Here is a 21,767-nt window from a genome sequence, read left to right as displayed (position 1 = left end):
TACCTACTCGTAGCCGACCGCGGGAACGTCCTCGAGCATATCCGCCCGCACCGTCTCGGTGAGCAGGTAGGTGCACGCCGCCGCCACCAGGCCCACTACCACCAGGTACAGCGAGATCGGCCAGGGCCCGCCGCCGGACCAGGCCAGGATCGAGGCCGCTATCAGGGGGGAGAAGCCGCCGCCGACGGTCGCCCCGAGCTGGTAGCCGATGGAGGCCCCGCTGTAGCGCAGTCGGGTGCCGAAGAGCTCGGCCAGCAGGACCGCCAGAGGACCGTAGATGGCCCCGCTGGAGACCATCATCACCGTTATCGCAAGCCACACCAGCGCCGGGACGCCGGTCTGCAGCAGCCAGAAGAAGGGGAAGGCGAAAGCCGCGGAGACCAGCGCGCCGCCGATGATCACCGGCCGGCGCCCCACGCGGTCGGAGAGCGCGTTGAACCCCAGGATGGTGGCTATCTGGAAGGCCGCCCCGATTATCGTCCCCACCAGGAGCATGCTGCCGGAGATCCCAAGCTGCGAGGTGCCGTAGCTCAGCAGGAAAATGATGGTGATGTAGAAGATCGCGGCGAAGCCGAAGCTGACACCCCCGGCCAGAAGCACCCTCCCCGGGCTCCTGCGCAGCACGTCGACGATGGGCATCCGGGCCTCGGTGCCGGTCTCCCTCACCCGCCTGAACGCCGGGGTCTCGTAGATCTTCAGCCGGATGTAGAGCCCGATGGCCACGAGCACGATGGAGAAGAGGAACGGCAGCCGCCAGCCCCAGGCGAGGAACTCCTCCCGCGGCATCAGGGCGACCAGAAGGACCGTGCCGTTGGCGAGCATCAACCCCACGGGCGAACCGGCCGGCACGAACCCGGAGAAGAAGCCCCGCCTCTCGGGGGGAGCGTACTCGGCGACCATCAGCACCGCGCCGGCGTACTCCCCACCGAAGGAGAAGCCCTGCACGAAGCGCACCGTCACCAGCAGGATAGGCGCCCAGATTCCGATGGCCGCGTAGGTCGGCAGCACCCCCATCAGGAAGGTGGCGGAACCCGCGATCAGGAGGCACAAAACGAGCATGCTCTTGCGCCCGATCCTGTCCCCGTAGTGGCCGAAGAAGATGCTCCCGAGCGGCCGGGCGACGAAGCCCACCGCGAAGGTAGCCAGAGCAGCCAGCGTCCCGGCCAGCTGGCTGAACTCCGGGAAGAACAGCGGTCCGAAGACCAGCGCCGCCATGGAACCGTAGATGGCGAAGTCGAACTGTTCGATGACGTTCCCGACGACGCTGGAAGCAATCACCCACCCCAGCGGCGTGCGCTCGCTTCGCTCCTCTCCCTCGACACGATCCAAGCTTTGCTCCACCTCGACTCCTCCTTTCCCCGCACAAAGAAGAACTACCTGGGCGCCATCCTGATGGCGCCGTCGAGCCGGATGACCTCCCCGTTGATCATCCGGTTCTCCACGATGTGCCTCACGAGCGCCGCGTACTCCCCGGGTCGCCCCAGCCGCCGGGGGAAGGGTATCTGCTCCCCGAGCGACCTCCTGACCTCCTCGGAGAGCTCCCCGAGCATGGGCGTCTCGAAGATCCCCGGGGCGATGGTGGCGACCCTGATCCCGCTGGAGGCCAGATCGCGGGCTATGGGGAGCGTCATGGCGACAACCCCTCCCTTGGAGGCCGAGTAGGCGGCCTGTCCGATCTGGCCGTCGAACGCCGCGACCGAGGCGGTGTTGACGATGACCCCGCGTTCGCCGTCTCCGTCGGAGGGCTCGTTCTCCATCATCAGCGCCGCCGCGAGCCTTATGGCGTTGAAGGTGCCCACGAGGTTGACCCGGATCGTCCGTTCGAAGAGCTCCAGAGGATGAACCCCCTTCTTCCCCACCACCCTCGCGGCGGTTCCTATCCCGGCGCAGTTGACGAGCCCGTGCGGCCCGCCGAAGGCCGACCTCGCCTCCTCCAGCGCCGCCCGCATGCTTCCCTCATCCGCCACATCGGCCCGCGCGAAGCGCACGCTACTTCCGAGCTCCCCGGCGAGGGTTTCGGCGCGCTCCCGGTCTACGTCGGCGATGAGTACGTTCGCCCCCTCACCCGCGAGCATGCGGACGGTCGCGGCACCGAGCCCCGAGCCTCCCCCGGTGACGACGAAGGTCTTCCCGCTTATCTCCACAGAGTCCTCCCTTAACGTCCCTTGAACTCCGGCTTGCGCCGCTCGGCGAAGGCCGCCATGCCCTCCCTCGCGTCCTCGGTGGTGAAGAGCAGGGCGAAGAGATCCCCCTCGCGCTCTATCCCGCTCGCCAGCCCCAGCTCCTCGGCGGTGTTCAGCGCGATCTTGGCGCTCTTCAGGGCCAGCGGGGCGTTCTCCGCCATCCGGCGCGCCATCTCCCTGGCGGCCTCCAGCGCCTCGCCCTCTCCCACCACCCGGTTGACGAGCCCGATCTCTTTTGCCTCCTGCGCGGAGACCATGCGGCCGGTGAAGATGAGCTCCCGGGCCACACCGCTGCCGACGATCAGGGGCAGGCGCTGGGTGCCGCCGGCGCCGGGCATGATCCCCAGCGTGACCTCCGGGAAGCCGAGCCGGGCGTTCGCGGCGGCGATGCGCACGTCGCAGGCGAGCGCGAGCTCCAGCCCCCCGCCCAGCGCATAGCCGTTTATGGCGGCGATAACGGGGAAGGGTGCACCCTGCACGGCCTCCATCATCCGGGTGCCGAGGCGGCCGAACTCCCGGATCCCGAGGGCGTCCAGCTCCTGCATCCCCTCGACGTCGGCCCCGGCGACGAACGCCCGCTCACCGGCCCCGGTGATCACGGCGGCCCGTACCTCGCCGGGGAGCACCTCCGCGAAGACCTCGGCGATCTCCTCCTGCACCCGGGCGTTCAGCGCGTTGAGCTTCTCCGGCCGGTCCACGGTGACCACCGCGACGGCCCCCTCGCGCTCCACCCTCACGTGATCCAAAACTCCTCCCTCCTCTGACACCCTCTACCTCGCCCCGCGGGCGCGCTCCTCCCGGGCGAGCACCCTCCTCAAGAGCTTGCCCACCGCGCTCTTGGGCAGCTCCTCCCGAAACTCCACCGCTTTGGGTACCTTGTAGGGGGCAAGCTCGCCCCTGCAGTGCTCCACGAGATCCTCCTCCGTGAGGGCGCTGCCCGCCCTCCTGACCACGAAGGCCTTCACCACCTCCCCCCTGTAGGGGTCGGGACTCCCCACCGCGACCGCCTCCACCACCTCCGGGTGTGCGTAGAGCACCTCTTCGACCTCCCTCGGGTAGACCTTGTAGCCGCTGACGTTGATCATGTCCTTCTTGCGGTCGACGATGTAGAGGTAGCCCTCCTCGTCCATCCAGGCGATATCACCGGTATGGAACCAGCCGTCCCGCAGCGCGAGAGAGGTCTCCCCGGGCATGTTCCAGTAGCCCTTCATGACCTGGGGGCCCTTGACGAGGAGCTCACCGGGCTCGCCCGGGAGCATCTCTCGCTCCCCCGTCTCGGGGTCCACGATCTTCACGTCCAGCGTCGGCATGGGAACGCCGACGCTGCCGGGAACCGGTCCCCTGAGGTAGGTGTTGATGGTGACCGTTCCGGCCTCGGAGAGGCCGTAGCCCTCCCAGATGGGCCGGCCGGTCCTGCGCTGGAAGGAGCGTAGCAGTTCGGCTGGGACGCTTGCCCCGCCGGAGATGTACAGGAGCACCTCGCCGAGCCCGTACTTCTCCATCTCCGGGTAGTTGTGCATGGCGGTGAAGATCGTGGCGACCCCGCCGAGCATGGCGGGCCTCTCGCGCTTTATGATCTGCATCATCTCGTCGACCTGGAAGCGCGGCACGAGGAGGAGGTTCATCCCGTAGTGGATGGAGGTGAGCAGGATGACCACGTTCCCGAAGACGTGGAAGAAGGGCGCGACGGCGACGGTCTTGCCACCGTCGAGAGCCCGCGGCTCCTCCATCGCGAGGCTTATGTTGGCCTCGATGTTGACGAGCAGGCTGCGGTGGGTGAGCATCGCACCCTTGGAGATCCCGGTGGTCCCCCCGGTGTACTGGAGCACCGCGACGTCCTCGTCGGGATCGACAGGCGCCTCGGGGACGGACCCGGCCCCGGAACGGAGAAGATCGCCGAAGGACAGATCCGAACCCTCAAGCCCCCCGCTCTCCCCCGCGACGACCGCGCGCTCGAGCGGCAGCCCCTCCCGCACCTCGCAGAGCGGGGGATAGCCCCCCTCGTGCACGACGATCGCCTTCGCCCCTGAGTCGGAGAGGATGTGCATCAGCTCGCGCCCGGTGTAGAGCGGGTTGAGCTGCACGACGATCGCCCCAAGCCGAGCCGCGGCGAAGAAGGAGATCACGTACTCGAAAGAGTTGGGCAGCATGAGCGCCACCCGATCTCCTTTCACCACCCCGAGCCCGGCGAGCGCCGCGGCGAACCGCTCGCTCCGCTCGAGCAGCTCCCCGTAGGTCACCCGCCGCCCCCCGAAGGTCATCACGGGCCTGTCGCGATACCTCGCCACGGCCCCCTCCAGAAACCGGGTCAGCGAGGTCTCGATGGTCCCGTAGGAGATCCTGCCCCCATACACCCCAAGCCAGGGCCTCCTCATACCCAAAGCCCTCTCCTTTCCCGCCATCCGCATTAATTCACCAACCGGTGAATTAACGTCTGGTATTCTACAGTGGGTTTCAGAACCCTGTCAACGCCATTGTCAACAATATTGAGATTGAGGGGATAGACGGAGAGGGATGAGCGGTCTCAGGCGGCGTGGGATAGGGCGTCCGCCGCTCTCCGGTCCGGAGGCGGAGGCCAACCCTTTGAGCGAGTTGAGCTTCGAGGAGCGGCGGGAGCTGTTTCTCGAGGCGGCGGTGAAGCTGTTCGAGGAGAAGGGGTACAAGAACACGTCGGTGGAGGACATCGCCGGGGAGCTGGGGTTCACCAAGAAGGTCTTCTACTACTACTGGAAGAACAAGCGGGAGATCGTGCAGGAGATCCACGACCGGGGCATGGCGCTGATGAACGCGCAGCTGGACGCCGTCATGGAGGAGGAGAGGGAGCCCGGCGCCCGGCTGGACGCGGCGATTCGCAACCACCTCAGGACGGTGCTGCGGGATCGTTCCATAGCCGGCACCCTGCTCGGCGACTTCGAGTTCTCCGAGGAAACGCTTCGGGCCCGCAGGGAGTACACCCGGCGCTTCCAGCAGCTCGTGGAGGAGGGGATGGCCGCCGGGGTGGTACGGAAGATCGACCCCCAGATGCTCACCTTCGCCATCCTGGGGCTCTGCAACTCCGTGGGTGCGTGGTACAGGAGCGACGGTCGTCTCACAGACGAGGAGATAATCGACATCTTCGCCGCCTTCGCAGCCTGCGGATGGCGCGCCGCAGCCAGCTGACGATTCCGCGCCGACCCGGCGGGTGAAGGCTCACGCGCCATAGAGGCAGGATACTCTCCAGAGCCCTGCCTCATCCTCTTCTGTAGGCAGTGCGGGCGTACTCGGCTACGGGCGCAGGGGCGACGGTGGCCTTTATCTCGACCTGCTCGTGCGGCTCGACCTGAGGCTTTCTGGAGTTCGGCTTCTCACCCCAAAGAAGGGTGACCTCCGTGCCGGGTTCGGCCAGATTCACGTCCACGCTCGCCAGAGAGAGCATCGATCTCTCGTTGTGGCTGTAGCCGCAGTCGGTGGAGACCCCGACCGTCCGGCCGTCCTTCAAGACCGTGTCGTAGTGGAAGAGGGCGTACCTGGCCTTGGGGAAATCTATGTATTTGGCGGGCAGGTCTTCTTTCTCGAAGAGGCTGCCAAAGGCTTCTTTTACGTCTTCTTTGTCCCACACGAGCGTGACTTTCCTGCGTGAGTGGCGCTCTGCCATCCGCTGGAGGGCTTCTCTTCCTACGAAGTCGTGGTCGAATTTCACAAAGCGTCCATACCCCAGCTCGTAGGGGGTGAAGTAGTAGTCCTCTATCCTCTCTGAGTAGAAGCTCCCGCCGAGTGAACCGGCTCTCTTTGCCGGAAGCCACTCCCTGTAGGGTTTCATCTCCTTACCGGTGTAGATGGCGGGACAGGGCGAGGGGATCCAACCGGATTCCAGGTTCGCCGCGGAGTATGCTTTTGATCCTGCACGCAGCATCCCGAACTCCTCCCCGGACCGCAGGAGCTCCTCGAGCACCCTCTCCCCCTCCTCCCAGGGACCGGAGAGTTCGAAGCCGGGCTGCCCGGCCATCCCGTGCCTGAGCGCCCGCACCCTGCATCCGGAGATCACGACCTCCGCCACACCGAAGAAGCGCACCTCAGGCAGTTCTCCTCCGGCCGCCCTCCGCAGGACCTCCGGCGCAAGCGGCCCCTGAACCTCGTACCTGTAGACCTTCGGGGGCCCCTGCCGCAGGAGAGAGTTCTCGTCCCTTTCTACCTCCACGTCGTATTCGCCGCTTTCGGCATGGTACTCGACCCAGTCGAGCGCCATGTGATGCCCGACCAGATCGAAGCTTCCCCCTCCGAGGCAGTAGAGGATTGCATCACCGATGACGTACCCCTCCGGGTTGCACGCAACAAACTGCTTGGCCCTCCCCGGCCCGAACCCCTCGAAGCCGTTCACGCCGAGGCGGGAGAGGAGTGCGAGAGCATCCGGTCCCTCCACGAACAGGTCGGTCATGTGGTGCGACTGGTCGAGAAGAGCGCAGCTCTCCCTCCATGAGCGCTGCTCGTCACGCCAGTTGGTGAACTCCGGGGCCACCGGAAAGGTGTACGGCAGAGCCTGCGCGTCGCGCAGCAGGTCCACCGGATTTCCCGCCCCCCGCAGCAAATCTTCCAGGCTTCTTCCTCGCTCCACGGCTCCTCCAGCATCCAGCGGGGACGAAAACCCCCGCTCACCACCAGATCACTCGAAGCCCAGGATAAACTGCGCTCTACAAAATTGTCAACAAAATCGTCAGGAGGAGACGCGGGCTGCCTGTCTGAGGGCCTCGGTGACGCCGGAGAGGTGGTTGCGCATGGCCTGCTCGGCCCGGTCGGGGTCTTTCGCTGCGACCGCTTCCAGTATGGCCTGGTGCTCGGCGAACGAGCGCGGTGGGCGTCCGGGGGCCAGGATGGTGCGGTACTGGAACCTTATGAGCTGGGAGTTGAGCATCCTGAGCAGCCGGGCGATGGTTGCGTGGTCTGCCGCCTCGATCAGGCGTCGGTGGAAGCGCCCGTTCACGTCGGAGGCGGCCAGGAGGTCTCCCTCCTCGAGACGCTGTTCCATCTCGGAGAGCAGCGCGCGCAGCTCCTCGACATCCTCCGGCGTACGTTTGAGGGCCGCGTGCCGCACGGCCATGCACTCGAGCGCCATCCTGGCCTCGAGGATCTCCACCGCCTCCTCCTCGGAGACGAGCCGCACCCGGGCCCCCCGGTTCGGCTCCCGGGTCACGAGCCCCTCCTGCTCGAGACGGATGAGCGCGTTGCGGATCGCGGCCCGGCTCACCCCAAGCTCCCGGGCGAGGTCAAGCTCGATGAGGCGCTCGTTCGGCTGGAGCCTCCCGCTGGTTATGTCTTCGTAGAGCCTTTCGTATGCTATGTCCGACAAGAAACTCTCCCCGCCATGCTCTCTTCTATTCTCCAGCATGTCAGTGCGTTCAGATTCAGACCCACACTCCATCAGAGATTATCATAATTGGCTACATTTTTGCATACTTCACAGTTGGATCCAATAAGAGTAAGGATTATTCCTCTAAGTTAACATCCGGAACATCCCGTGACGAAAGTTCGAGGCCTTCAAAACCACCCTTGACATGGGAATATGCCCCGCTTAGGATAATTGTTGACAATTATGTATGCGACATGGGAGCGCTGGGTGCGATGGATCGTGGGTTATCGTTTCGAGGGAGGACGGGCATGGTGAGGCGACGCGTTGGGTAGAGGACGAAACGTAGGGGCAGAGCCTTCCGGTCGGGCGAGAGAGCTCGTACGGGGAGCGTACGACAACCACGTCCATGTAAACCCGGACGTGATCGGACGACGCGTGGACGATCTGGAGCTGGCTCGGCGTTTCGGGGAGATGGGGCTCGGTGGGTTCACGCTCAAGTCCCACTACGTGCCGACGGCCGAGCGGGCGAGCGTCGTTCGTTCGGCGGTGGGCGGAGTAAACGTCATCGGCGCCATCGCGCTCAACGCCGCGGTGGGCGGGATGAACGCCCTGGCGGTCGAGATAGCGGCTCGGGAGGGGGCGCGCTTCGTGTGGATGCCCACGGTCGACGCGGTGAACGAGGTCCGGCGCATCGAGGAGGGTTCGGGGGGGCAGAAGCTCCCGCTGTGGGCGAAACTGCAGCGCGAGCTGAAGGAGAAGGGGCTCAAGGTCGATCCCGTACCCGTGGTGGACGAGACCGGAGCGGTGCTCCCGGAGACCCGGGAGGTGCTGCGGGTCGTCGCCGAGCACGGCATGGTGCTCGCCACCGGGCACCTCTCGCGGGATGAGATCTTCGCCGTGGTGGAGGCCGCGAGGGAGGAGGGGGTGCAGAGCATCGTGGTGACCCACCCCGAGTTCCCCTCGCAGAACCTCCCGGCAGAGGATCAGATCCGCCTCGTCGAGCAGGGGGCGCTCATGGAGCGCTGCTTCGCCCCGGCGTACGGCGGCAAGGTCTCGTGGGAGGTGATGTTCGAGAACATCCGGGCGGTCGGCGCGGAGAATTCCTTCCTCTCCACCGACCTCGGACAGCCGGCGAACCCGCCGGTGGAGGATGGGATCGCGCTCATGGCCGACCGGCTGCTCGAGGCGGGCTTCAGCGAGGAGGAGGTCAGGATCATGGCGGTCGAGAACACCCGGAGGCTCGCGAAAGGGGTCCTCGTATGACGCAGGGAGGCAGGACGCTCCTCGTCGTCGGCGCCCACTCGGCGGACTTCGTGTGGCGGGCGGGCGGGGCCGCGGCCGTCAACGCCGCCGCGGGCGGGCGCTCGGTGGTGCTCGCGCTCTCCTACGGGGAGCGCGGGGAATCCGGCGAGCTCTGGAAGGAGGAGGGGCAGACCGTCGAGAACGTGAAGAAGGTGCGCCACGCCGAGGCCGAGGAGGCGGCCGGGGCGCTCGGGGCCGAGTTCCGGTGCCTGGATCTCGGGGACTACCCCCTGCGGGTGGACGACGAGGCGCTGATGAGGCTCGTCGAGATCATGCGGGAGCTCGCCCCGGATGCGATCGTCACACACACCCCCGAGGACCCCTTCAACCCAGACCACCCGACGGCCTATCAGGCGGTCCGGCAGGCGCGGCTCCTCGCCGCCGGGGCCGGGGTGCCGAGCGCCTTCCCCGGCATACGGCCGCCCGCGCTCTACCTCTTCGAGCCGCACCAGCCGGAACTCTGCGGCTTCGTGCCGGACACCTTCCTGGACATAACGGAGGTCTTCGAACGCAAGAAGGAGGCGATGCAGGCCATGCGGGCGCAGAAGTACCTGCAGCAGTACTACCTGCAGCGGGCCGAGCAGCGGGCCAACCACGCGAGGAGGGTCTCGGGGGAGAAGGACATCCGCTACGCCGAGGCCTTCCAGCGGGTCCTGCCGCAGGTGGTGAGGTCGCTGTGAGCGGGGTCTACAGGGAACTCGCCCGGCTCGGGGTCGCGACCGTCTACGAGGCCTCCGGCAGGCGCGGGCTCGTGGACGCCTCCTTCGTGCAGGTCGTCCCCGGCTCGAAGGTCGCCGGCCCGGCCCGGACGGTCCTCTGCGGGCAGGACGACAACCTGATGGTGCACGCGGTGATGGAGCGGGTGCAGCCCGGGGAGGTCCTGGTCATAACCATGCCCGAGCCCGCCCCGGTCGCGCTCGTCGGGGAGCTGCTTGCGGTGCAGGCGAAGGTCCGCGGCGCAGCGGGCGTACTCGTGGACGCCTCGGTACGCGACCTCGAGGAGCTAAAAGAGCTCGGGCTTCCGGTGTGGGCGCGTTGGGTGCGGGTGCGCGGGGCGACCAAGGCGGAGGTCGGCAGGCTCGATGTGCCCGTCGAGGTCGGCGGCGCCAGGATCTCACCCGGGGACATCGTCGTGCTCGACGCCGACGGGGCGGTCGTCGTCGAGGCCGGGCGGGCCGAGGAGGTTCTCGAGGCGTCCCGGGCGCGGGAGGAGCGGGAGAAAAACCTCCGCAGGAAGCTCGAGGCCGGCGAGCTCTCCTACGACCTGCACGGCCTCAGGGAGGTCGTGGAGGGAGGAATTTCATGAGCGCGGAGCCCGTCAGAGACATCGCCCATCTCGGGCACGTCGAGCTCCTCACCCCCGCCTTCGAGGAGAGCCTGTGGTTCTTCACCGACGTCCTGGGCATGGAGGAGGTGGAAAGACGGGGGGAGTCCGCATATCTCAGGGCCTTCGGCGACTACGAGCTCTCCACCCTCAAGCTCACCGCCGCGGACCGGGCGGGCCCCGGGCATATCGCCTGGAGAGCCACGAGCCAGCAGGCCCTGGAGAGGCGGGTGAGGGCGCTCGAGGAGAGCGGGCTCGGCGAGGGCTGGGTCGAGGGTGACTTCGGGCACGGCCCCGCCTACCGCTTCGCCGACCCCGACGGGCACCCGATGGAGGTCTACTTCGAGACCGAGAAGTACCGGCCGCCGGACCATATGCGCCCGGTGCTCAAGAACCAGCCGCAGAAGTTCACCGCCAGAGGCGTCGGCGTGCGCAGGATAGACCACGTCAACCTGCAGGCCGTCGACATCGACGCCAACAGCGCCTTCATGCACGAGAGGCTCGGCTTCCGGCTCACCGAGGAGGTCAGGCTCGACAACGGGCGGCAGGGGGCGGCGTGGATGAACGTCACGCAGAAATCTTACGACATCGCCTACGGGGGAAGGGACGTGAGCGGAATGGGAGGCAGGCTGCATCACGTCGCCTACGCCCTCGACAGCCGCGAGTACGTGCTGCGGGCGGCGGACATCTTCCTGGATGAGGAGATCTTCATCGAGGCCGGGCCGGCCAAGCACGCCGTGCAGCAGACCTTCTTCCTCTACGTCTACGAGCCCGGGGGCAACCGCGTCGAGATGATCTCGGACATAAAGCTCCTGCTGGACCCCGACCCCGAGACCATAACCTGGAGCCAGGCCGAGCGGGAGAAGGGGCAGGCCTGGCGCACGATCATGCCCGAGAGCTTCTTCACCTACGCCACACCGCCGCCGGCCGGAGGAGACAGATGAGCGGGGAAGGGCACCTCGCGATCCTCGGGCTCGGGGAGGCGGGCGGTGAGATCTCCCGCGACCTCGCCGCCCGCGGCCGGCGGGTGCTCTGCTACGACATAAGGCTCGTCGAGCCGCCCGAGGGGGTGGAGGTCGTGGGCTCCCCGGAGGATGCAGTGCGCGGCGCCGAAGCGGTGCTCGCGCTCGTCCCCCCCGCCGACGCCCCGGAGGCCGCCCGCTCGGCGATGCCCGCGCTCGGGGAGGGGGCGCTCTACGCCGACTGCAGCAGCGCGAGCCCGCAGCAGAAGCGCAGCATCGCCGGGATGCTCGAGAAGACCGGCGCGGAGTTCGTCGACCTCACCCTCATGGGCACCGTGCCGGGGAGGGGACTCTCCACGCCGGCCTTCGTCTCCGGTCCGGGGGCCGGTCGGCTGGCGGAGATGCTGAGCTCTTTGGGGATGCCCGTGGAGAAGGTCTCCGACGAGCCCGGGGATGCGGCCGGGCGCAAGCTCCTCAGGAGCGTCTTCGTCAAGGGGATGACCGGCGCGATCATGGAGGCGCTCGAGGCCGGACGGGCTGCGGGTTGCGAGGAGTGGCTGTGGGGCAACATCGTCTCCGAGCTCACGAACGCCGACGAGGCGCTCGTCCGGAGGCTCGTGGAGGGGAGCTACAGGCACGCCCGGCGCCGGGCGGACGAGATGGCCGCGGCGGAGGAGCTCCTGCGGGAGCTCGGCGTCACGCCGCGCATCACCGAAGCGACCAAGGAGAGGTTGCGGAAGCTCGCTGCAGAGGGAGCCGGCGGAGGGTGAACCAGCTCACCTAACCCGGCACGGACTCGAGCCGCGCGAGAAGCTCCAGGTGTATCTGCCGGGAGCGATCCGGGCTCACGACCTCGGAGGGGTCGACCTCCTCGACCGAGATGCTGGTCTCGTCGACGTACAGATGCTCCCCAACCAGCCGGGCTTGCTCGTCGTAGGGCCACACGAACGCCTGACGGCTGGTGAAGTGGTAGTGAGCCTCCCTGTTCTCCACCTCGATTCCGAACTCTTCGAGGATGTCGCCGGTGGTGAGGAAGTGGAAGGTGAGCTCGTCGCAGAGCCCCCAGTCGGCCACCGCTATCCTGTCCTCCGAGTTCCACATGACGTAACGCTCCGCGCTGCGGTAGAAGTTGATCACGCCCTGCTTGCCCCGGATGACGGTCGGCCTGCCCCAGTTTATGCGGTAGACGGGTTCATCGACCATCATGTCGGGGGCGACTATCTTCTCGAACTGCCCGGAGCCCTCGAGGTGTACGTGCCGCCGGTAGTTCTCGAGGATCGCCCGGTGGTGCGGGTTCTCGGTGACCTCGAGAAGCCTGGCGACCGGGTCCATGCAGCGGTAGATCTCTTCCTCGAACCTGTTCATGATCGCCACCTCCTCAGCTCACCTCTCTGTAGGCGGTGCGGGCGTACTCGACGAGTGGAGCGGGGGCGACGGTGGCCCTTACCTCCACCTGCTCGTGCGGCTCGACCTGAGGCTTTCTGGAGTTCGGCTTCTCGCCCCAAAGAAGGGTGACCTCCGTGCCGGGTTCGGCCAGATTCACGTCCACGCTCGCCAGAGAGAGCATCGATCTCTCGTTGTGGCTGTAGCCGACGTAGGTGGAGATCCCGACCGTCCGGCCGCCCTTGACGACCCGGTCGTACTGGAGCGCCGAGTACCAGGAGGACGGAAGCTCCAGGTGTTTTGCGGGAAGACCGTCCCTCTCGAAGAGGCTCGAGAAGATCTTCTCCGTGACGTCATCCCCGTCCCACACGAGCGTCACCTTCTTCTTCGGCGGCCTCCCGGAGATCCTCTCGAGAGCCTCCCTGCCCACGAAGTCGTGGTCGAAGCCGACCATGTGCCCGTACCCGAGGTCGTAGGGGGTGAAGTAGTAGTCTTCTATGTCCTCGGAGTAGTAGCTTCCCCCGAGAGAGGCCGTAGCCTCGTAGGTGTTCGCCGGGAGCCACCTCCTGTAGTCTTCGAGCTCCTCACCGGTGTAGATGGCGGGGACGGGACAGGGGATCCAGCCAGACTCGGTGGTCGCGGACTGGTAGGCGAGGGAGCCGGCCTGCCTCAGACCGAACTCCTCCCCGGCCTCCACGATGGCTCCTCTTATCTCTTCGGCCTCCTCCCAGGGACCGAATATCTCGAAACCGGGCTGCCCGGCCATCCCGTGCCTCAGAGCCTTCACCTTCCTCCCGGCGACGTTTATCTCCCCGACGTTGAAGAAGGGGATCCGGGGCACGGGACCGCCGTTGAGCTTCTCCACCAGCCCGAGGGCGTTGGGGCCCTGGATCTGGTAGCGGTAGAGCCTGCGGCGGCCGGCAGGGTTGAGGTCGGTCCGCTCGTCGATCTCCATCTCCACCTCGGCCCCACGCTTCTCGGCGTGGTAGCGGACCCAGTTGTGCACGCTGGGACGTCCGACGAGCAGGAACCTCTCCTCGCCCAGCCGGTAGAGGATCACATCGCCTATGACGTACCCGTCCGGGTTGCACGCCACGTACTGCTTGGCCTTATCAGAAGCGAAGTTCCTGAAGCTGTTTATCCCGAGCGACTCGAGCAGCCCGAACGCATCGCGCCCCTCGACGTAGAAGTCTGTCATGTGGTGCGACTGGTCGAAGAGAACGCAGCTCTCCCTCCACGCCCGCTGCTCGTCGCGCCAGTTCGTATACTCCGGCGGCACCACCGGAAAGACCCGCGGCCCGGTCTGCGAGTTGTACAGAAGCTCCACCGCCCCCCCCGCCTCCCGCAGTACGTCCGCGAGACTCCTCTTCACCTCTCCCATATCTCCCCTCAAACCTCCTTGCAGAGACGAACCCAGAAATCACATTCCTCTCCTGAGACCTCAGGATATTACATATCGAACAATATTGTCAACAAGGTTGGAGACTCACAGGAAAACCCGCCCCATTCGGGGCGGGTTCGAACGATTACGGGGTTTGTACCCTGGCTACCCTATGCTCTCGAAGACAACGACGACGTTGTGGCCACCGAAGCCCATCGAGTTGGAGATCGCGGCCTTAAGACCGGGAACCGCCCTGGCTTCGTCGCGCACGTAATCGAGCGGCTCGCAGTCGGGGGCCACCTCTTCGAGGTTGATGGTCGGGGGAAGGACGCCGTCGCGCAGGGCCAGGGCGCACATTATCGCCTCGGTCGCGCCGATGGCGCCGAAGGAGTGACCGGTCATGGATTTGGTGCCGGAGACGGCGGCGTGGGGCAAAAGGCGGGCGATGGCCTTCGTCTCCGGACCGTCGCCGGTCGGGGTGGCGGTGGCGTGGGCGTTCACGTGGCCGACCTCCCCGGGTTCGACCCCGGCGTCCTCGAGCGCGAGGCGCATCGCCCGCTCGACGCCGCGCCCCTCGGTGTCCGGTGCGGTGACGTGGTAGGCGTCGGTGGTACGCCCGTAACCGGAGACCGCGGCTATGGGCTCGGCGCCGCGCCGCTCGGCGTGCTCGGGGCTCTCGAGGACGAGCGCGCCGGCTCCCTCGCTCATCACGAAGCCGTCACGCCCGGCATCGAACGGGCGGCTGGCGCCGCGCGGGTCGTCGTTGCGGCGGCTCACGGCCCGTATGGCGCAGAACCCGGCCATCGAGAGCGGGGTGATCGGTGCCTCGGAGGAGCCGGCGATGACCACGTCGGCGTCGCCGCGTCGGATCATCTCGAGCCCTTCGGCGACCGCCTCGGCCCCGGTCGCGCAGGCGAGTACCGGGCACTGGGTCGGGCCCCTGGCGCCGAGCAGGATGGCCAGGTATCCGGCGCACATGTTCGGGGCCATCATGGTTATGAGGAAGGGGCTGACCCGTCCGGGACCGCGCTCCTGCAGCACCCGGTACTCGCGCTCCCAGGTCGATAGCCCGCCTATGCCGGTACCCATGATTATCGCGACGCGCTCGGGCTCGTTCTGGACGGCTCCGGAGACCCCGGCGTCCTCCACCGCCTGCAACCCGGCGCTCACACCCATCTGGGTGTAGCGGTCCATGCGCCGGATCTCCTTCTTCCCGATGAAGTCTGAGGGGTCGAAGTCGCGGCACTCACCCGCTATGCGGGAGGGGTAGGGGGAGGGATCGAAGAGGGTTATCTCGCCGATCCCGCTCTTCCCGTGCAGGGCGGCGTCCCAGAAGTTCTCGACGCCGACGCCCAGCGGGGTAACCGCCCCCACCCCGGTTATGTAGGCGTGTCCCCTGCCGGAGTCCGTCACGCCGTCTGGTGCTCCGCGACGTAGTCTACGGCCTCCTCGACGGTGGTGATCTTCTCCGCCTCCTCGTCGGGGATCTCCATGCCGAACTGTTCCTCGAGCTCCATGATGAGCTCGACCAGATCCAGCGAGTCCGCCTCGAGATCCTCCCTGAAGGACGCCTCGGGCGTGATCTCGCTCTCGTCCACGCCGAGACGCTCGGCGGTTATCTCGCGGATCTTCTCGAGTATCTCCTCACGGTCCATCAGATCTCTCCTTGGTTTCGAGCCTGCTTTCCTCTATCCGGTAGCGGGTAGTGTAGCGTAAATCCTCCTAGTGCATAACCATACCGCCGTCGACGGCGATCGTCTGCCCGGTTATGTAACCGGCTCCCTCTCCAGCGAGGAAGACCACCGCCTCGGCGACCTCGTCGGCCGAGGCGAATCGACCGGCGGGTACCTGATCCCGGATCTGCTCTTTTATCTTGTCCGGCAGATCGGCGGTGAGCTCGGTCTCGACGTAGCCGGGGGCGACGACGTTGGCGGTGATGCCGCGGGAGGCGACCTCCCGCGCCACGCTCTTGGTGAAGCCGATGATGCCGGCCTTGGATGCTGCGTAGTTGGCCTGCCCCGCGTTGCCCATGAGACCGACGACGGAGCTTATGTTGACGATCCTGCCCCACCGCGCCCGGATCATGGGCCTGAGCGCGGCCTGGGTGCAGAGGTAGGTCCCCCTCAGGTTGGTGGCGACAACCTCGTCGAACTCATCCTCCTTCATTCTCAGGAGGATGTTGTCCCTTGTGGTCCCGGCGTTGTTGACGAGGATGTCGAGCCGCCCGAAAGCCTCGCCTACGGCATCGAAGATCGCCCTCACGTCCTCGCCGTCGGCCACGTCCCCCCGGAAGACCTCGCAGCGCACCCCAGCTCCCCGGACCTCCTCCGCGGTCTTCCGGGCGGCCTCCTCGTTCGACCTGTAGGAGATCGCCACGTCAGCGCCCTCGGCGGCGAGACGGAGCGCGAGCGCCCTCCCGATGCCGCGACCGCCGCCCGTGACGAGCGCGACCCTCCCTCTTCGTATCATCTCTCCTGCTCCTTCTCCGCGAACGCGAACATGAGCCTCCCCTCGCAGGCCAGCTCCCCGCCGACCTCGGCCCTCGCCGACCCGCGTCCGATCCTCCCACGCGCCCGCTCTATCTCGACCTCCATGCGCAGCACGTCCCCCGGCACGACCTGCCGCCGGAAACGCACGCCGTCGATCCCGGCGAAGAGTGCGAGCTTGCCCTGGTGATCCCCCGAGGACATCACCCCTACCGCCCCGACCTGTGCCATGGCCTCGACGATGAGCACCCCGGGCATCACCGGATATCCGGGGAAATGCCCCTGGAAGAACGGCTCGTTCTGGGTGACGTTCTTCACCCCGACCGCCCTGACACCGGGCTCGAGCTCCTCGATCCTGTCGACCAGCAGAAAGGGATAGCGGTGGGGTATGATCCGCTGTATCTCGGCCGGGCCCATCGGAAGCCTCACGCGAGAAGCTCCCCGGCTCCGCGCCCCACCGGCTTCTCCTCGAAGTCCCTGAGCATCCTCAAGAGCGTTCCCCCCTCTCCTGCCTCTACCACTTCTTCGATCCCCATCCCGACCATTCTCTCGACGACCGAGACCCACCTGACCGGCGAGAGCATCTGTATTCTGAGCGCCGAGCGGATCTGTTCGGCGCTCTTCAGGAGGTTCCCGTCGACGGCGCTTATCATCGGGATGGACGGCTCACCGAACACGGCCTCCCCGAGCAGCCGGTCCATCTCCTCCGCCGCAGGGGCCATGAGAGGCGAATGGAAGGCCCCCGAGACCTTGAGCGGGATCTTCCTTCCCCCCAAACGAGAGACCGCCTCCCCGAGCGCCTCCTCGCGCCCGGAGACGACGGTCTGGCGCGGGCTGTTGAAGTTCGCCGCGACGACCCCGTCGATCCCCTCGACGACCCGCACGACCTCCTCGGGATCGACCCCGATCACGGCGACCATCCCCCCGGGGTTGCGCCGCGAGGCCTCCCTCATGAGCCTGTCCCTCTCCGCGACCAGACGCGCCGCCTCCTCGAGCGCGAGGCTGCCGGCCGCGTGCGCCGCGGCATACTCTCCCAGAGAATGCCCGGCCGCCACCTCGAACTCCACGCCTCGCGTACGCAGGGCGTGAAAGACCTCGACGGACCTGGCGAAGACCGAGAGCTGGTAGGGGACATCTCCATCCCCGACCACCCCCCGGACGACCTCCTCCACCCGACCGGAGATCTCCCCCCCGGGAGTTCCCTGGCCGGGGAAAACGACGGCTCTTCTCGTCAAAACCCTCCCTTCATATCCGGTACAGGTTGGCAGCCCAGGTGAGCCCCCCGCCGAACCCCACCGTGATGATGTAACGCCCCGGCTCCATCTCGTCGTAGATGTCAGGATAGGAGATAGGGATCGAAGCCGCAGAGGTGTTCCCATAACGATCCACGTTTATCACCACCCGCTCCTCCGGCATGCCCAGCCTGCGCACCGCCGCCTGTATTATACGTGCATTTGCCTGGTGCGGGATGAGGTACTGCACCTGATCGAGCGAGATGCCGTTCCTCACGAGCAGTTTCTCGACGAGATCCGGGATTATCTTGGTGGCGAAGCGGAAGACTTCGCGTCCGTTCTGGCGCAGCTTCTGCGGGCTCCCGGGGTGCCCGGCGCGCAGGAGCGGGGCGAAACGCCCGTCGGCGCCGAGAACGTGGTCGACGAAGCCAGAGCTCCCGTCCCCCTGTTCCAGGACCACGGCTCCGGCTCCGTCGCCGAACAGGATGCTCGTCGCGCGATCCTCGAGGTCCACTATCGAGGTCAGCTCGTCCACACCCACCAGCAGGATGGTCGTGGCCAGCCCGCTCCGCAGCATAGAGGCGGCGACGGCGGCGCCGTAGGCGAACCCGGCGCAGGCCGCCCCGAGGTCCATAGCACCCACGCCGCAGGCTCCGATCGCCTCGCCCACCTGAGAAGCGACCGAGGGCACCGCCTCCGGGGCGGTCGAGGTGGCGCATACAACCAGGTCCACATCACCCCCCTCCACCCCAGCGTGGGACAGCGCCCGGCGGGAGGCGTCGACGGCGAGCGAGACGCAGTCCTCCCCCTCGCCGACGAAACGCCGCTCCCTGATGCCGGTCCGCGACGAGATCCACTCGTCCGAAGTATCCAGCAGAAGCTCGAGGTCCCGGTTGGTCACCACCCGGCTGCCGAGCGCACGCCCGACGCCCGCTATCCTTCCGGCCGCGAGGGGGTTCACGACGCTTCCTCTCGGGCCCGGCGGAGAGCTGAGCCGAGCTCCTCTACGAGCCCCTCACCGGTGCGCGTGATCCCCAGCAGCGCGTTCTTCACACCTCGTCGACGCGAGTTGCCGTGCCCGATGACGACGAGGCCGCGCACCCCCAGAAGGAAAGACCCTCCGTAGGTCTCCGGGTCCACCCGGTCACGAAGCCCCAGAAGCCGCGGCCGGAGGACGGCCGCGGCGAGCCGGCTCACAACCCCCTCGGAAAGTGCCGAACGCAGCATCGTCATCAGCTCGCTCGCCACCCCCTCGGCCGTCTTCAGCATCACGTTGCCGGTGAACCCGTCGGTCACGATCACGTCCGCCACGCCGCGCCCGATGTCCCGGCCCTCGACGTTGCCGATGAAACGAACCATACTGGAAGTTTTCAACAGCTCGTAAGTCTCCTTTGTGAGGTCGCTACCCTTCCCCGCCTCTTCTCCGACGTTCACGAGCCCCACCCTCGCCCTCTCTTCGGAACCGAAGTAGCGGCGGGCGAGCCCGCTCCCTAGGATGGCGAAGTTCAGCAGGTCCTCGGGCCGGCATTGTATCGTGGCCCCCACGTCGAGCAGCAGGACCGGAGAAGAGAAAGGCAGAAAGGCGGCTATCGCCGGGCGCCGACAGCCCGGGAGTCGGCCTATCTCGATGAGAGCGGCGGCGACCGTCGCCCCGGTGCTCCCGGCGGAGAACATGGCCTGCGCCCGGCCCGAACGCACCAGCCTCGCGCAAACCGCCACGCTCGAATCCGGACGGCTCCTTACCGCCGCGGCCGGCTCTTCGTCCATCCTCACCGCCCCCCCGGCCTCCTCGAACGAGACGTTTCCGGGCAGCCCGGAAGCAGAGAACCTCCCGGCCGTCTTCGCGTCGGCGACCAGGAGGATCTCGTCGTCCGGCATCCGGGATGCCGCCGAGATGGCCCCGGCGACTATCTCATCCGGCGCGTTGTCGCCCCCGAGGGCGTCCACGGCGATGCGCACGCGTAGCGGACGTCCTCCCTACCTCGTCGGCTCCACCGCTACCGCGGTCCTGCCCTTGTAGTAGCCGCAGTTGGGACACACCCTGTGGGGAAGGTGCACCTCCCCGCAGTTAGGACACTCCACGAACCCCGGGGGCCTCAGCGCGTGGTGCGAGCGGCGCCGGTCCCGGCGGGCGCGGGACGTCTTCCTCTTGGGTACGGCCATACGTAAAACCTCCTCTTGTCTACGATGCCTGCAACGGGAACTCTTCAGAACCCGGACGCGAACAGGTCGCCCAGCCCACGCCAGCGCGGGTCCACGCGCTCTTCTTCCAGGCCGGGACGCACGGGCTCGGTGCCCGGAGCGAAGATTTGCATCGGGATCTCGGTCGGGATCGCCGAACGGGTGTAGCGCGGAAGATCGAGCGTCCAATCCTCGATGGAGAGCTCCGGGTCATCCGGACCGGAGAGGACCTCGGACTCCCCGAAGCACACCTCGATCTCCACCGGCTCGAGCGTCCTGTCGCAGGTCGTGCGCACCGTGGCCCTGACCTGCAGATCAATGTGCAGACCCTCGGAGACGCGCGTTATCCCGACCTTCGCCCGCGCGCCCGAGACCTCGTGGTGCCGGCCGTAGAGGTCGAAGGGCTCGACCTCGTACTCGGCCGTCTCCTCCCGGTAGTCCCCCGGCCTCGCGTCCGGCCGCTTCAAGGGTATCAGAGCATCCATACACCTTATTCTACTCCTCCTGGACGCCCTGCAATCTGGAGCGGCCCCGCTGTATGGCATCCAGGAGCTTGGTCAGATTGTCCTCGAGGTTGGCGAGCACCTCATCCGCGTAGTCTTCGGCCCCGAGGCGTATCTCCCGCTCGCGCCGACGGGCATCCTCCATTATCTCCTGGCTGCGCCGCTCGGCTATCTTCAGGACCTCCTGCTCGGAGACGATCTTCTCGGCCTCCTCACGGGCCTGGGCGATGATGCGGTCGCTCTCGTTGCGGGCCTCGTCGAGCATCGCCTGACGCTCCTTGACGATCCAGCGGGCCTGCTTGAGCTCCTCGGGGATGCTCTGGCGCATCTGGTCTATGATCTCGAAGGCCGCCTCCCGATCGACCATCGCGGTGTTGCCGAAGCCCGGGAAGCTGCGGGCCTCCTCGATCAACTCCTCGAGCCTGTCTATGAGCACCAGTACGTCCATCTCTACGAACCTGCCTCTTCTCCGCTTGACGCCGTCCGGTCCTTCGAGTAGACCTCCCGGACGACATCCAGTATCTCATCCGGAACCAGCCCCCGCAGGTCGCCCCCGAAAGCCGCTATCTCGCGCACCGCACTCGAAGACAGGAAGCTATGCTCCGCCGCCGACATGATGAAGACCGTCTCCAGCTCCGGGTAAAGCGTGCGGTTGAGCTGGGCCTGCTCGAATTCGGACTCGAAGTCCGAGACGGCCCTGAGGCCCTTCACGATGACCCTGGCGCCGCGCTCCCGGGCAAACTCGACCAGAAGACCGTCCATGACCTCCACCGAGACGTTCTCGAGGTGCGAGGTCACCTTCTGCACCAGCCGGGCCCGCTCGGACGCCGGCAGCCGGGGCCGCTTGCGGAGGTTAGCACCCACGGCTATGACCACGTGGTCGAAGATGCCCGCGGCCCGCCGGATAACGTCGAGGTGCCCGGCCGTGACCGGATCGAAGCTTCCGGGACAGATCGCCAGGTTCATCGTTATCTCTCGCTTTTCCAAGATGGTCACCACCGTGCCGCCGTATCGGCGCGCGTCTCCTCTCTCGAGCCCGCCCTCCCCCCGGGGCATCCGGCCCCGCTCGATGACAGCTCTGCCACCGGGTGCGAGCAGGGAATCCAGACGGATCAACAGGTTTTCTACCTCTGAGTCCGCGATTCTATATGGCGGGTCGACGAAGATCAAATCGTAGGTACGCCCTTCGCGCACGAGCCGCTCGACGGCCCGTCCGACGTCCTCCCGGATGATCTCGGCTCGACTCTCGAGCCGGGTGCGCCGGAGGTTCTCCCGGATGGCGAAGACCGCCCTGCGGTCGCGCTCGACGAAGGTGGCCCGGCCGCAGCCACGGCTGAGGGCTTCGATGCCGAGGGCCCCAGTCCCGGCGTAGAGGTCGAGCACGCTCTCCCCCGAAAAGAACTGCCCCAGCGCGCCGAAGAGGCTCTCGCGCACCCTGTCCGAGGTGGGTCGGACACCGCGCGGGACGGGCCCGAGCACGATGCCTCCCGCTTCTCCGGCGATCACC

At 67.0% G+C, this 21,767-nt stretch carries 25 protein-coding genes; 6 read left to right on the top strand and 19 right to left on the bottom strand.

Translation table 11 applies throughout. From position 1 onward, the window contains the following. Window positions 1-3: 3 nt before the first annotated feature. Genes PJB24_RS13555 through PJB24_RS13540 form a run of 4 tightly spaced genes read right to left on the bottom strand, consistent with a single transcriptional unit; the run spans window position 4 to window position 4,558 of the window. Window positions 4-1,341 carry an MFS transporter gene (locus PJB24_RS13555; RefSeq protein ID WP_273846730.1) on the bottom strand — a complete coding sequence of 446 codons (1,338 nt, stop codon included), beginning with the start codon at window positions 1,339-1,341 and terminating at the stop codon, window positions 4-6. Between the two features lie 32 nt (window positions 1,342-1,373). Continuing rightward, complete coding sequence (locus PJB24_RS13550) at window positions 1,374-2,144, bottom strand: 3-hydroxyacyl-CoA dehydrogenase (RefSeq protein ID WP_273846729.1); 771 nt, start codon at window positions 2,142-2,144, stop codon at window positions 1,374-1,376. 11 nt (window positions 2,145-2,155) lie between these two features. Beyond that, a complete protein-coding gene (locus tag PJB24_RS13545; protein ID WP_273846743.1) occupies window positions 2,156-2,920 on the bottom strand; it encodes an enoyl-CoA hydratase/isomerase family protein in 765 nt (254 codons plus the stop codon). Between the two features lie 33 nt (window positions 2,921-2,953). Then, the gene (locus PJB24_RS13540) at window positions 2,954-4,558 is read right to left on the bottom strand and encodes a long-chain-fatty-acid--CoA ligase (protein WP_273846727.1); all 1,605 of its coding nucleotides are present in this window, start codon (window positions 4,556-4,558) and stop codon (window positions 2,954-2,956) included. Between the two features lie 139 nt (window positions 4,559-4,697). Between PJB24_RS13540 and PJB24_RS13535 the strand changes: the two genes are divergently transcribed. Continuing rightward, the gene (locus tag PJB24_RS13535; protein WP_273846725.1) at window positions 4,698-5,342 is read left to right on the top strand and encodes a TetR/AcrR family transcriptional regulator; all 645 of its coding nucleotides are present in this window, start codon (window positions 4,698-4,700) and stop codon (window positions 5,340-5,342) included. Between the two features lie 70 nt (window positions 5,343-5,412). Here PJB24_RS13535 and PJB24_RS13530 read toward each other — a convergent pair whose 3' ends face one another. Both PJB24_RS13530 and PJB24_RS13525 read right to left on the bottom strand, forming a co-directional pair. Next, window positions 5,413-6,774 carry an aminomethyl transferase family protein gene (locus PJB24_RS13530; RefSeq protein ID WP_273846723.1) on the bottom strand — a complete coding sequence of 454 codons (1,362 nt, stop codon included), beginning with the start codon at window positions 6,772-6,774 and terminating at the stop codon, window positions 5,413-5,415. 99 nt (window positions 6,775-6,873) lie between these two features. Beyond that, on the bottom strand, window positions 6,874-7,545 hold the full coding sequence (locus tag PJB24_RS13525; protein ID WP_420541949.1) for a GntR family transcriptional regulator: 672 nt from the start codon (window positions 7,543-7,545) through the stop codon (window positions 6,874-6,876). 285 nt (window positions 7,546-7,830) lie between these two features. Between PJB24_RS13525 and PJB24_RS13520 the strand changes: the two genes are divergently transcribed. Genes PJB24_RS13520 through PJB24_RS13500 form a run of 5 tightly spaced genes read left to right on the top strand, consistent with a single transcriptional unit; the run spans window position 7,831 to window position 11,864 of the window. Beyond that, window positions 7,831-8,769 (top strand): DUF6282 family protein, encoded by a 939-nt coding sequence (locus PJB24_RS13520; RefSeq protein ID WP_273846719.1) that lies wholly within the window; start codon window positions 7,831-7,833, stop codon window positions 8,767-8,769. Beyond that, a complete protein-coding gene (locus PJB24_RS13515; RefSeq protein ID WP_273846717.1) occupies window positions 8,766-9,488 on the top strand; it encodes a PIG-L deacetylase family protein in 723 nt (240 codons plus the stop codon). The genes PJB24_RS13520 and PJB24_RS13515 overlap by 4 nt, the downstream gene beginning before the upstream one ends. Beyond that, window positions 9,485-10,114, top strand: coding sequence for a 4-carboxy-4-hydroxy-2-oxoadipate aldolase/oxaloacetate decarboxylase (locus PJB24_RS13510; RefSeq protein WP_273846715.1), 630 nt, complete (start codon window positions 9,485-9,487; stop codon window positions 10,112-10,114). The genes PJB24_RS13515 and PJB24_RS13510 overlap by 4 nt, the downstream gene beginning before the upstream one ends. Further along, window positions 10,111-11,076 (top strand): VOC family protein, encoded by a 966-nt coding sequence (locus tag PJB24_RS13505; RefSeq protein ID WP_273846713.1) that lies wholly within the window; start codon window positions 10,111-10,113, stop codon window positions 11,074-11,076. The genes PJB24_RS13510 and PJB24_RS13505 overlap by 4 nt, the downstream gene beginning before the upstream one ends. Next, window positions 11,073-11,864 carry a DUF1932 domain-containing protein gene (locus tag PJB24_RS13500; protein WP_273846711.1) on the top strand — a complete coding sequence of 264 codons (792 nt, stop codon included), beginning with the start codon at window positions 11,073-11,075 and terminating at the stop codon, window positions 11,862-11,864. The genes PJB24_RS13505 and PJB24_RS13500 overlap by 4 nt, the downstream gene beginning before the upstream one ends. 10 nt (window positions 11,865-11,874) lie before the next feature. Here the strand turns inward: PJB24_RS13500 and PJB24_RS13495 are convergent, their stop codons facing one another. The 13 genes from PJB24_RS13495 to coaD all read right to left on the bottom strand — a co-directional run bounded on the left by PJB24_RS13495 (window position 11,875) and on the right by coaD (window position 21,766). Beyond that, a complete protein-coding gene (locus PJB24_RS13495) occupies window positions 11,875-12,459 on the bottom strand; it encodes a hypothetical protein (protein ID WP_273846709.1) in 585 nt (194 codons plus the stop codon). A 13-nt stretch (window positions 12,460-12,472) separates the two neighbouring features. Next, on the bottom strand, window positions 12,473-13,858 hold the full coding sequence (gene ligM / locus PJB24_RS13490; protein ID WP_273846708.1) for a vanillate/3-O-methylgallate O-demethylase: 1,386 nt from the start codon (window positions 13,856-13,858) through the stop codon (window positions 12,473-12,475). A gap of 165 nt (window positions 13,859-14,023) precedes the next feature. After that, the gene (gene fabF, locus PJB24_RS13485) at window positions 14,024-15,271 is read right to left on the bottom strand and encodes a beta-ketoacyl-ACP synthase II (protein WP_273846707.1); all 1,248 of its coding nucleotides are present in this window, start codon (window positions 15,269-15,271) and stop codon (window positions 14,024-14,026) included. Further along, window positions 15,268-15,513, bottom strand: a complete 246-nt coding sequence (gene acpP / locus PJB24_RS13480) for an acyl carrier protein (protein WP_273846704.1) — start codon at window positions 15,511-15,513, stop codon at window positions 15,268-15,270. Before acpP ends, fabF begins: the two co-directional genes overlap by 4 nt. A gap of 67 nt (window positions 15,514-15,580) precedes the next feature. After that, window positions 15,581-16,327, bottom strand: coding sequence for a 3-oxoacyl-[acyl-carrier-protein] reductase (gene fabG, locus PJB24_RS13475; RefSeq protein ID WP_273846703.1), 747 nt, complete (start codon window positions 16,325-16,327; stop codon window positions 15,581-15,583). Continuing rightward, window positions 16,324-16,761: a 3-hydroxyacyl-ACP dehydratase FabZ gene (gene fabZ, locus PJB24_RS13470; RefSeq protein WP_420541951.1), complete on the bottom strand. Its 438-nt coding sequence runs from the start codon at window positions 16,759-16,761 to the stop codon at window positions 16,324-16,326. The genes fabG and fabZ overlap by 4 nt, the downstream gene beginning before the upstream one ends. Before the next feature lie 8 nt (window positions 16,762-16,769). After that, complete coding sequence (locus tag PJB24_RS13465; RefSeq protein ID WP_273846699.1) at window positions 16,770-17,579, bottom strand: ACP S-malonyltransferase; 810 nt, start codon at window positions 17,577-17,579, stop codon at window positions 16,770-16,772. Window positions 17,580-17,589: 10 nt separating this feature from the next. Next, window positions 17,590-18,537: a beta-ketoacyl-ACP synthase III gene (locus tag PJB24_RS13460; RefSeq protein WP_273846697.1), complete on the bottom strand. Its 948-nt coding sequence runs from the start codon at window positions 18,535-18,537 to the stop codon at window positions 17,590-17,592. Beyond that, the gene (plsX, locus tag PJB24_RS13455) at window positions 18,534-19,535 is read right to left on the bottom strand and encodes a phosphate acyltransferase PlsX (protein WP_273846695.1); all 1,002 of its coding nucleotides are present in this window, start codon (window positions 19,533-19,535) and stop codon (window positions 18,534-18,536) included. Before plsX ends, PJB24_RS13460 begins: the two co-directional genes overlap by 4 nt. Window positions 19,536-19,553: 18 nt before the next feature. Continuing rightward, a complete protein-coding gene (rpmF, locus tag PJB24_RS13450) occupies window positions 19,554-19,739 on the bottom strand; it encodes a 50S ribosomal protein L32 (protein WP_273846693.1) in 186 nt (61 codons plus the stop codon). A gap of 44 nt (window positions 19,740-19,783) precedes the next feature. Continuing rightward, a complete protein-coding gene (locus PJB24_RS13445) occupies window positions 19,784-20,242 on the bottom strand; it encodes a YceD family protein (protein WP_273846690.1) in 459 nt (152 codons plus the stop codon). Window positions 20,243-20,252: 10 nt separating this feature from the next. After that, the gene (locus PJB24_RS13440; protein WP_273846688.1) at window positions 20,253-20,708 is read right to left on the bottom strand and encodes an ATP synthase subunit B family protein; all 456 of its coding nucleotides are present in this window, start codon (window positions 20,706-20,708) and stop codon (window positions 20,253-20,255) included. 2 nt (window positions 20,709-20,710) lie between these two features. Further along, on the bottom strand, window positions 20,711-21,766 hold the full coding sequence (coaD, locus tag PJB24_RS13435) for a pantetheine-phosphate adenylyltransferase (protein ID WP_273846687.1): 1,056 nt from the start codon (window positions 21,764-21,766) through the stop codon (window positions 20,711-20,713). Window position 21,767: the final 1 nt, after the last annotated feature.

The organism is Rubrobacter calidifluminis (assembly GCF_028617075.1).
Lineage (GTDB): Bacteria > Actinomycetota > Rubrobacteria > Rubrobacterales > Rubrobacteraceae > Rubrobacter_E > Rubrobacter_E calidifluminis.
This window is presented reverse-complemented; position numbering and strand designations above follow the sequence as displayed.

Excerpts from the sequence above, each read along its gene's own strand:
- PJB24_RS13515 (WP_273846717.1), top strand. The coding sequence starts at position 8,766 with ATGACGCAGGGAGGCAGGACGCTCCTCGTCGTCGGCGCCCACTCGGCG.
- acpP (WP_273846704.1), bottom strand. The coding sequence starts at position 15,513 with ATGGACCGTGAGGAGATACTCGAGAAGATCCGCGAGATAACCGCCGAG.
- PJB24_RS13525 (WP_420541949.1), bottom strand. The coding sequence starts at position 7,545 with ATGCTGGAGAATAGAAGAGAGCATGGCGGGGAGAGTTTCTTGTCGGAC.
- fabZ (WP_420541951.1), bottom strand. The coding sequence starts at position 16,761 with ATGGGCCCGGCCGAGATACAGCGGATCATACCCCACCGCTATCCCTTT.
- PJB24_RS13540 (WP_273846727.1), bottom strand. The coding sequence starts at position 4,558 with ATGAGGAGGCCCTGGCTTGGGGTGTATGGGGGCAGGATCTCCTACGGG.
- PJB24_RS13500 (WP_273846711.1), top strand. The coding sequence starts at position 11,073 with ATGAGCGGGGAAGGGCACCTCGCGATCCTCGGGCTCGGGGAGGCGGGC.
- PJB24_RS13535 (WP_273846725.1), top strand. The coding sequence starts at position 4,698 with ATGAGCGGTCTCAGGCGGCGTGGGATAGGGCGTCCGCCGCTCTCCGGT.
- rpmF (WP_273846693.1), bottom strand. The coding sequence starts at position 19,739 with ATGGCCGTACCCAAGAGGAAGACGTCCCGCGCCCGCCGGGACCGGCGC.
- PJB24_RS13445 (WP_273846690.1), bottom strand. The coding sequence starts at position 20,242 with ATGGATGCTCTGATACCCTTGAAGCGGCCGGACGCGAGGCCGGGGGAC.
- PJB24_RS13505 (WP_273846713.1), top strand. The coding sequence starts at position 10,111 with ATGAGCGCGGAGCCCGTCAGAGACATCGCCCATCTCGGGCACGTCGAG.
- fabG (WP_273846703.1), bottom strand. The coding sequence starts at position 16,327 with ATGATACGAAGAGGGAGGGTCGCGCTCGTCACGGGCGGCGGTCGCGGC.
- ligM (WP_273846708.1), bottom strand. The coding sequence starts at position 13,858 with ATGGGAGAGGTGAAGAGGAGTCTCGCGGACGTACTGCGGGAGGCGGGG.
- PJB24_RS13440 (WP_273846688.1), bottom strand. The coding sequence starts at position 20,708 with ATGGACGTACTGGTGCTCATAGACAGGCTCGAGGAGTTGATCGAGGAG.
- PJB24_RS13495 (WP_273846709.1), bottom strand. The coding sequence starts at position 12,459 with ATGAACAGGTTCGAGGAAGAGATCTACCGCTGCATGGACCCGGTCGCC.